This window comes from Pseudomonas sp. 13B_3.2_Bac1 (genome assembly GCF_025466205.1).
Classification (GTDB): domain Bacteria; phylum Pseudomonadota; class Gammaproteobacteria; order Pseudomonadales; family Pseudomonadaceae; genus Aquipseudomonas; species Aquipseudomonas fluorescens_H.
The window spans coordinates 1-7567 of record NZ_JANLOG010000059.1; the positions used below are offsets into that span (position 1 = coordinate 1).

Consider the following 7567-nt stretch of genomic DNA (forward strand, 5'->3'; position numbering starts at 1 on the left):
GGATATTGAACCCCCCCCCCCCCCCCCCCCCCCCCCCCCCCCCACTCCTACAAAGGTTTCATTGATCTTTCAGCGTTTGGTGATGACCACCTCAAGGTACTCGCTCGGTACAACCAGCGATCGCTCTCCCACCCGGTTCGAGCGGTTCAGCAGGTCCGCCAGATCACTCTCCAGCGCCTGCCCGCTTTCCGGCGGCAGTGCCGCAAAGGCCTTGTGCACCGGGCCGTACCAGTGGCGGAAAATGTCGATGAAATGCGCCGCCGAGCGATAGCGGAAGTTGAACGTGCGCCGCGTGACCTGCAGCAGGAACTGGCGCTCATCGAAGTGGCTGTGCAACCACGCTTCGGTGCCCCAGTTCGACGGCGGCTGGGCCACGGCGGGCGGCGGCACGTGGCGGCCGAGGACTTTGAACATCTGGCCGACAAAGCCCTCCGGCGTCCAGTTCGCCAGGCCGATCCGCCCGCCCCGTCGGCAGACCCGCGCCAATTCCGCAGCCGCGGTGGCCTGATCCGGGGCGAACATCACGCCGAACGTCGAGAGCACCGCGTCGTAACTCTCGTCGGCGAACGGCAATGCTTCGGCATCGGCGACCTGAAAAATCACATCAAGATGCTCGGCCCGCGCCCGATCCTGTCCACGCTCCAGCAGCGCCGCGACATAATCGGTCGAGGTCACCTGACAACCGCGCCGAGCCGCCGCCAGAGTCGCATTGCCATTGCCGGCGGCGACATCCAGCACCTCCTCATCGCAGCGCAAGTCACAGGCCTCGGCGAGGTTTTCGCCGACGATCTGCAAGGTGGTGCCGATCACCGCATAATCGCCGCTGGCCCAGGCGACTTTCTGGCGCTCTTTCAGGCCCGTCAGATCAATGGGGGTACTCATCAATCGTGCTCCGCTGCAGGTTGGGGGGACTGGCCCACTCACTCCACTATCGCGCCGAGGGTCAACGGCGTCCCAGTCAATCGTCCGAAGAGCCGCTAAAACAGTGGCCGGGCCGATGAGTGGCGGGATTTTGTAAAGCCCTCGACACACTGGTGGGATTGCCACGACCGTGCTGTAGCGCTTTCGGGCCTGGGACAACGATCAATGGCTGATGGTGCGCGACCTGTGAACGGGCGGCGACTGGCACTAAACGACGGAATGGAGCATCACAAATCCACGTGAGAGCGGGCTTGCTCGCGAAAGCGGTGTGTCAGCTAGCCGATTAGTTGACTGATACAACGCCTTCGCGAGCAAGCCCGCTCCCACAGGGGGATTGTGTGTGCCACAAACGCTGCATCTTGCTCCAGCCCGGCTAGACTGATTCATTACCCGGTCGAGGGGGAATGCAGGACGGAGTCAGCTGTGCCCTGCCCACTTCTGTGACCACTGCCCTGCGGCCCATGCCTCGACATCGTTTTGCCACCGGACGGTGATCCTGTATCAGGAGCACTCGTGATGGACGAATCAAGGCTCAATGCATTCATGGGCAAACTGGTCAACGACATGGGCGGCGCCGCGATGCTGGCGAACGTGATCGTTGGCGAAGAACTCGGGCTGTACCGGGCAATGGCCGACAGTCAGCCGATTACCCCGCAAGCCCTCGCCGAAAAAACCACCTGCAACCCGCGCCTGGTGCGCGAATGGCTCAGCGCCCACGCCGCGTCCGGCTATATGGAACACCACGATGGCCAGTTCCGTCTGCCGGAAGAGCAGGCGCTGGCCCTGGCTGTCGAAGACTCGCCGGTGTATGTCGCCGGCGGACTCGGTGTGGTGGCGTCGTTTTTCCACGACAAGGACAAACTGGTCAAAGCCATGCGCGGCAACGGCGCCCTGCCCTGGGGCGATCATCACCCCTGCATGTTCAGCGGCACCGAACGCTTCTTTCGCCCCGGCTATAAAGGTCACTTGATCGCGGAATGGCTGCCGGCGCTGGAAGGCGTGATCGCCAAACTTGAAGACGGCGCCAAAGTCGCCGACATCGGCTGCGGCCATGGCGCCTCGACGGTGATCATGGCGCAGGCGTTTCCCAACTCGCAATTCGTCGGCTTTGACTTCCACGCGCCGTCGATCACCGTCGCCACCCAGCGCGCCGAAGAAGGTGGCGTCAGCAGCCGGGCGAAATTCCTCCAGAGCACTGCCAAAAGTTACCCCGGCAGCGACTACGACCTGATCTGCTACTTCGACTGCCTGCACGACATGGGCGACCCGGTCGGCGCTGCGCGGCATGCGTTTAAATCGTTGAAGGATGACGGCACGGTGCTGCTGGTCGAGCCGTTTGCCAACGATGCGCTGGACGACAACATCAACCCGGTTGGGCGACTGTTTTACGCGGCCTCGACCTTTATCTGCACGCCGAATTCGCTGTCGCAGGAAGTCGGGCTGGGGCTGGGTGCGCAGGCCGGTGAAATGCGCTTGCGCAAGGTGTTTGCCGAGGCCGGGTTCAAGCATTTCCGCCGGGCGACGCAGACGCCGTTCAATCTGATTCTGGAGGCACGCAAATAGATCACCGCTATCACCTGTAGCGAGGGAGCTTGCTCCCGTCGGGTTGCGAAGCGACCGCAACAACAGGCCTGCTGCGCAGTCCAGCGGGAGCAAGCTCCCTCGCCACAAGGTTAATGCTAACCTGCGGGCATCGTCCTTCCCGGAGTGCTGACCATGCTCGACAGCCCGACCCGCGAACACCTCGATACCTTGCACCAGGCCATGGCCGATGGCGATTTCCTGGTGCTGACCGGCGCCGGTATCAGCACGCCGTCGGGCATCCCGGATTACCGCGACAGCGAGGGAGTGCGTCGTGGCCGGCAACCGATGATGTATCAGGAATTTCTCGCCGCCCCGGAATCCCGTCGTCGCTACTGGGCGCGGGCCATGCTTGGCTGGCCGCGGGTGCGTCAGGCGCGACCGAATGCGGCGCATGCAGCACTGGCCGAGTTACAGCGCCAGGGACTAATCAGCGCCTTGATCACGCAGAACGTCGATACCCTGCACGATCAGGCCGGCAGTCAGGACGTGATCGAACTGCACGGCAGCCTGCACCGGGTGTTGTGCCTGGATTGCGGCCAGCGCAGCGCGCGTGACGACATTCAGCAGCGGATGGTCGAGCAGAATCCGTATCTGGCCGGGGTCGACGCGGTGCAGGCGCCGGACGGCGATACCCTGCTCGACCCGGCCTTCGAAGCACGTTTTCAGACACCGCAGTGCCCGTATTGCGCCGGTGAACGGATGAAGCCGGACGTGGTGTTTTTCGGCGAGAACGTGGCGCAACCGACAGCGGCGCGAGCCATGGCGGCGGCAGAGAATGCTGCGGGATTGCTGGTGGTGGGTTCGTCGCTGATGGCGTATTCGGCGTTTCGTCTGTGCCGGGTGATTGCTGATCGGGGCAAGCCGTTGCTGGCGATCAATCTGGGCAAGACCCGCGCCGATGATCTGCTGGATCTGAAGATCGAGGCGTCATGTGAACAGCTGCTGCCGCTGCTGGTGCAACGCTTGACTTCCTGAATGCCGAAAATCCCCTGTAGGAGCTGCCGAAGGCTGCGATCTTTTGACTTTGTTTTTTAGAAGCAAGATCAAAAGATCGCAGCCTTCGGCAGCTCCTACAGGAATGGGATCGCAGTTCAGGGTTCAGGGTTCAGGGTTCAGGGTTCAGGGTTCAGGGTTCAGGGTTCAGGGTTCAGTGTTCAGTGTTCAGTGTTCAGTGTTCAGTGTTCAGTGTTCAGTGTTCAGTGTTCAGCTTTGAGGATGTCGAACAGTGCCTGCGCCGCCGCCGAGAGTTCATTGCCCGGCTCAGTCAACACGCCAATCGCCCGTTCTACCGAGTCATTCAGGGTCAGGCAACACGCACCCAGTTCCTGCATCTGCTCGGCACACAACGCCGGCACCGCGCTGACCCCGAGCCCGCTGGCGACCATGCGCCCGACCGTTGCCAGTTGATGGCTTTCGAATTCCACCGGCAGTTTCAGGCCCCGGGCCTGCAAGTGTTCTTCGAGCATCACCCGTACCGTCGACGGCCGTTGCAGGGTGATGAACGGTTCCTGCAGCAAGGTCTGCCAGTCGATTTCGCCAAGCCCGGCCAGCGCTGAATCCTGTGGCACCACGGCGACAAAGCGGTCCATGTACAGCGGGGTAAACGTCAGCGAGGTGTTCTGCATCGGCTCGAATGCCACGCCCAACTCCACCTGCCGGTCGCGGACCATCTCCAGCACTTGCTCGTTGATCACGTCGTTGACCGTGACGTTGACGTTCGGATAGCGCGCGCGAAACGTCTTGAGGATCGGCGGCAGCAGGTTGCCGGCAAACGATGGCATCGCCGCCAGCGTCACCCGTCCGCGTTGCAGGCTGAAGCGCTGGCGCATTTCGTCTTCGGCGTTGTCCCAGTCGGCGATCAGGCGCCGGGCCAGCGGCAGCAGCGATTCGCCCTCGGCGGTCAGCGCCACGTTGCGCGTGTTGCGGCTGAACAGCCGCCCACCCAGCCCCTCTTCCAGCGCCTTGATGGTCAGGCTCAGTGCCGATTGCGACAGGTGCAGGCGCTCACAGGCCACAGCGAAGCTCAGGCTCTGGGCCACGGCGAGAAAGGCGCGGATCTGTTTGATGGTCATACTGGATACCTTACCGTTTCAACGTCGTACCTACTGTAGGAGCTGCCGAAGGCTGCGATCTTTTGATCTTGATCTTAAAAAACAAAATCAAAAGATCGCAGCCTGCGGCAGCTCCTACAGGGATAGCGTCAACTATTGAGCTTTATCAATCAATCAACCTTAAAAATCAACTTAACAAATATATCCCTCAGCGAGACACTCCAGTCATTCGGCTAGCCAGCCGCCCGACAAACAATAAAAGAGGTGCATATGGCAGGTTTTGACAAGCGCGTGAGTTCCTACGAGGAAGCTCTGGCGGGCCTGGAAGACGGCATGACCGTGATCGCCGGCGGCTTCGGCCTGTGCGGCATCCCGGAAAACCTGATCGCCGAGATCAAGCGCAAGGGCACCCGCGACCTCACCGTGGTTTCCAACAACTGCGGCGTCGATGGTTTCGGCCTCGGTGTGCTGCTGACCGACCGCCAGATCAGCAAGGTGATCGCCTCCTACGTCGGCGAAAACAAACTGTTCGAAGAGCAACTGCTCAAGGGCGAGATCGAAGTCATCCTGACCCCGCAAGGCACCCTCGCCGAGAAAATGCGCGCAGGCGGCGCCGGCATCCCGGCCTTCTTCACCGCCACCGGCGTCGGCACCCCGGTCGCCGAAGGCAAGGAAGTGCGCGAGTTCAACGGGCGCAAATACCTGATGGAAGAGTCCATCACCGGCGACTTCGCCATCGTCAAAGGCTGGAAAGCCGATCATTTCGGTAACGTCATCTACCGCCACACTGCGCAGAATTTCAACCCGCTGGCCGCCACCGCCGGCAAGATCACCGTGGTCGAAGTCGAAGAAATCGTCGAGCCCGGCGAACTGGATCCGTCGCAGATCCACACCCCCGGCATCTACGTCGACCGGGTCATTTGCGGCACGTTCGAAAAGCGCATCGAACAGCGCACCATCCGCAAATAATTCAGGCTGACGGAGAATAAAAACATGGCACTTACCCGCGAACAAATGGCTCAGCGCGTCGCCCGCGAAATGCAGGACGGCTACTACGTCAACCTCGGCATCGGCATTCCGACCCTGGTTGCCAACTACATTCCCGAAGGCATGGAAGTCATGCTGCAATCGGAAAACGGCCTGCTCGGCATGGGCCCGTTTCCGACGGAAGACACCATCGATGCCGACATGATCAACGCCGGCAAACAGACCGTGACCGCGCGCATCGGCGCATCGATCTTCAACTCCGCCGAATCCTTCGCGATGATTCGCGGCGGGCATGTCGACCTGACCGTGCTCGGCGCGTTCGAAGTCGACGTCGAAGGCAACATCGCTTCGTGGATGATTCCCGGCAAACTGGTCAAGGGCATGGGCGGCGCGATGGATCTGGTGGCCGGGGCCGACAACATCATCGTGATCATGACCCACGCTTCCAAGGACGGTGAGTCCAAACTGTTGGCCAAGTGCAGCCTGCCGCTGACCGGCGCCGGCTGCATCAAGCGCGTACTGACCGACCTCGCCTATCTGGAAATCGAAAATGGCGCTTTTGTCCTCAAGGAACGCGCACCTGGCGTCAGCGTCGAGGAAATCGTCGCCAAAACCGCTGGTAAACTGATCGTCCCGGATCACGTACCGGAAATGCAGTTCGCTGCCCAGTGAGGAATTCGAAAATGCAAGACGTCGTAATTGTTGCCGCCACCCGCACCGCGATCGGCAGTTTCCAGGGTTCTCTGGCCAGCGTGTCCGCGGTGGATCTGGGCGCTGCGGTGATTCGCCAGTTGCTCGAACAGACCGGCCTGGACGGTGCGCAGGTCGATGAAGTGATCATGGGTCAGGTGCTGACTGCCGGCGCCGGCCAGAACCCGGCGCGTCAGGCCGCGATCAAGGCCGGCCTGCCCCACGCCGTGCCGGCCATGACCCTGAACAAGGTCTGCGGCTCGGGCCTGAAAGCCCTGCACCTGGGCGCGCAGGCGATCCGTTGCGGCGATGCCGAGGTGATCATCGCTGGCGGTCAGGAGAATATGAGCCTGTCCAACTACGTGATGCCGGGCGCACGCACCGGTCTGCGCATGGGGCATGCGCAAATCGTCGACACCATGATCAGCGATGGCCTGTGGGATGCGTTCAACGATTACCACATGGGCATCACTGCCGAGAATCTGGTCGATAAATATGAGATCAGCCGCGAGCAGCAGGACGCCTTCGCCGCCGCTTCGCAGCGCAAAGCGGCGGCGGCCATCGAGGCCGGGCGCTTTGTCGATGAGATCACGCCGATCCTGATCCCACAGCGCAAAGGTGACCCGGTCGCGTTCAAGGTCGACGAACAACCACGCGGCGACACCACCGCCGAATCGCTGGCGAAACTGCGTCCGGCGTTCAAGAAGGACGGCAGTGTCACCGCCGGCAACGCTTCGTCGCTGAACGACGGCGCCGCTGCGGTGATCCTGATGAGCGCCGAGAAAGCCAAGGCCCTGGGCCTGCCGGTGCTGGCAAAAATCGCCGCGTACGCCAACGCCGGCGTTGACCCGGCGATCATGGGCATCGGCCCGGTCTCGGCCACTCGCCGCTGCCTGGACAAGGCGGGCTGGAACATCGGCCAACTCGACCTTATCGAAGCCAACGAAGCTTTTGCTGCGCAATCGCTGGCAGTGGCCAAGGATCTGCAATGGGATCTGGACAAGGTCAACGTCAACGGCGGCGCCATCGCCCTCGGTCACCCGATCGGTGCGTCGGGTTGCCGGGTGCTGGTGACACTGCTGCACGAAATGCTCAAGCGTGATGCGAAGAAAGGTCTGGCGACCCTGTGCATCGGCGGTGGTCAGGGTGTAGCGCTGGCGCTGGAACGCGCTTAACCCAAGAGTTCACAGCGCGCGGTGGATCCACGACATCCGCTGCTCGCTGGCAACAAAAACCCGGTGCGACTTGCGTTGCACCGGGTGTTTTTTTGTCCTTTGAAATTTGCAGTGAATGTTCCTCCCTCTTCGCGGGCCAGCCCCCCCCCCCCCCGCCCG

7 protein-coding genes are annotated in these 7567 nt (G+C 62.0%); 5 read left to right on the forward strand and 2 right to left on the reverse strand.

Features of this window, described 5'->3' with window-relative positions; translation table 11 throughout:
• Positions 1 to 69: 69 nt before the first annotated feature.
• Positions 70 to 882, reverse strand: coding sequence for a class I SAM-dependent methyltransferase (locus NTD85_RS09530; protein ID WP_201137221.1), 813 nt, complete (start codon positions 880 to 882; stop codon positions 70 to 72).
• Between the two features lie 555 nt (positions 883 to 1437).
• On the opposite strand from NTD85_RS09530, the gene NTD85_RS09535 reads away from it, so the two are divergent.
• Together NTD85_RS09535 and NTD85_RS09540 are read left to right on the forward strand one after the other, a co-directional pair.
• Positions 1438 to 2484 carry a class I SAM-dependent methyltransferase gene (locus tag NTD85_RS09535; protein WP_103484856.1) on the forward strand — a complete coding sequence of 349 codons (1047 nt, stop codon included), beginning with the start codon at positions 1438 to 1440 and terminating at the stop codon, positions 2482 to 2484.
• Between the two features lie 153 nt (positions 2485 to 2637).
• The gene (locus NTD85_RS09540; RefSeq protein ID WP_103484857.1) at positions 2638 to 3480 is read left to right on the forward strand and encodes an NAD-dependent protein deacetylase; all 843 of its coding nucleotides are present in this window, start codon (positions 2638 to 2640) and stop codon (positions 3478 to 3480) included.
• Between the two features lie 221 nt (positions 3481 to 3701).
• On the opposite strand, the gene NTD85_RS09545 is transcribed toward NTD85_RS09540, so the two are convergent.
• Positions 3702 to 4577: a LysR family transcriptional regulator gene (locus NTD85_RS09545; protein WP_045122537.1), complete on the reverse strand. Its 876-nt coding sequence runs from the start codon at positions 4575 to 4577 to the stop codon at positions 3702 to 3704.
• Positions 4578 to 4826: 249 nt separating this feature from the next.
• Between NTD85_RS09545 and NTD85_RS09550 the strand changes: the two genes are divergently transcribed.
• The 3 genes from NTD85_RS09550 to NTD85_RS09560 are packed head-to-tail and all read left to right on the forward strand — an operon-like array spanning position 4827 to position 7408.
• A complete protein-coding gene (locus tag NTD85_RS09550; RefSeq protein ID WP_103485108.1) occupies positions 4827 to 5525 on the forward strand; it encodes a CoA transferase subunit A in 699 nt (232 codons plus the stop codon).
• 24 nt (positions 5526 to 5549) lie between these two features.
• Positions 5550 to 6215 (forward strand): CoA transferase subunit B, encoded by a 666-nt coding sequence (locus NTD85_RS09555; protein ID WP_003226176.1) that lies wholly within the window; start codon positions 5550 to 5552, stop codon positions 6213 to 6215.
• 11 nt (positions 6216 to 6226) lie between these two features.
• Entirely contained in the window at positions 6227 to 7408 is a 1182-nt protein-coding gene (locus NTD85_RS09560) for an acetyl-CoA C-acetyltransferase (RefSeq protein WP_262142018.1), read from the forward strand.
• The last annotated feature ends 159 nt before the right edge of the window (positions 7409 to 7567 follow it).

What these genes read in the sequence shown, in the direction of transcription:
- NTD85_RS09530 (WP_201137221.1), bottom strand. Translation starts at nt 882, where the DNA reads ATGAGTACCCCCATTGATCTGACGGGCCTGAAAGAGCGCCAGAAAGTC.
- NTD85_RS09535 (WP_103484856.1), top strand. Translation starts at nt 1,438, where the DNA reads ATGGACGAATCAAGGCTCAATGCATTCATGGGCAAACTGGTCAACGAC.
- NTD85_RS09540 (WP_103484857.1), top strand. Translation starts at nt 2,638, where the DNA reads ATGCTCGACAGCCCGACCCGCGAACACCTCGATACCTTGCACCAGGCC.
- NTD85_RS09545 (WP_045122537.1), bottom strand. Translation starts at nt 4,577, where the DNA reads ATGACCATCAAACAGATCCGCGCCTTTCTCGCCGTGGCCCAGAGCCTG.
- NTD85_RS09550 (WP_103485108.1), top strand. Translation starts at nt 4,827, where the DNA reads ATGGCAGGTTTTGACAAGCGCGTGAGTTCCTACGAGGAAGCTCTGGCG.
- NTD85_RS09555 (WP_003226176.1), top strand. Translation starts at nt 5,550, where the DNA reads ATGGCACTTACCCGCGAACAAATGGCTCAGCGCGTCGCCCGCGAAATG.
- NTD85_RS09560 (WP_262142018.1), top strand. Translation starts at nt 6,227, where the DNA reads ATGCAAGACGTCGTAATTGTTGCCGCCACCCGCACCGCGATCGGCAGT.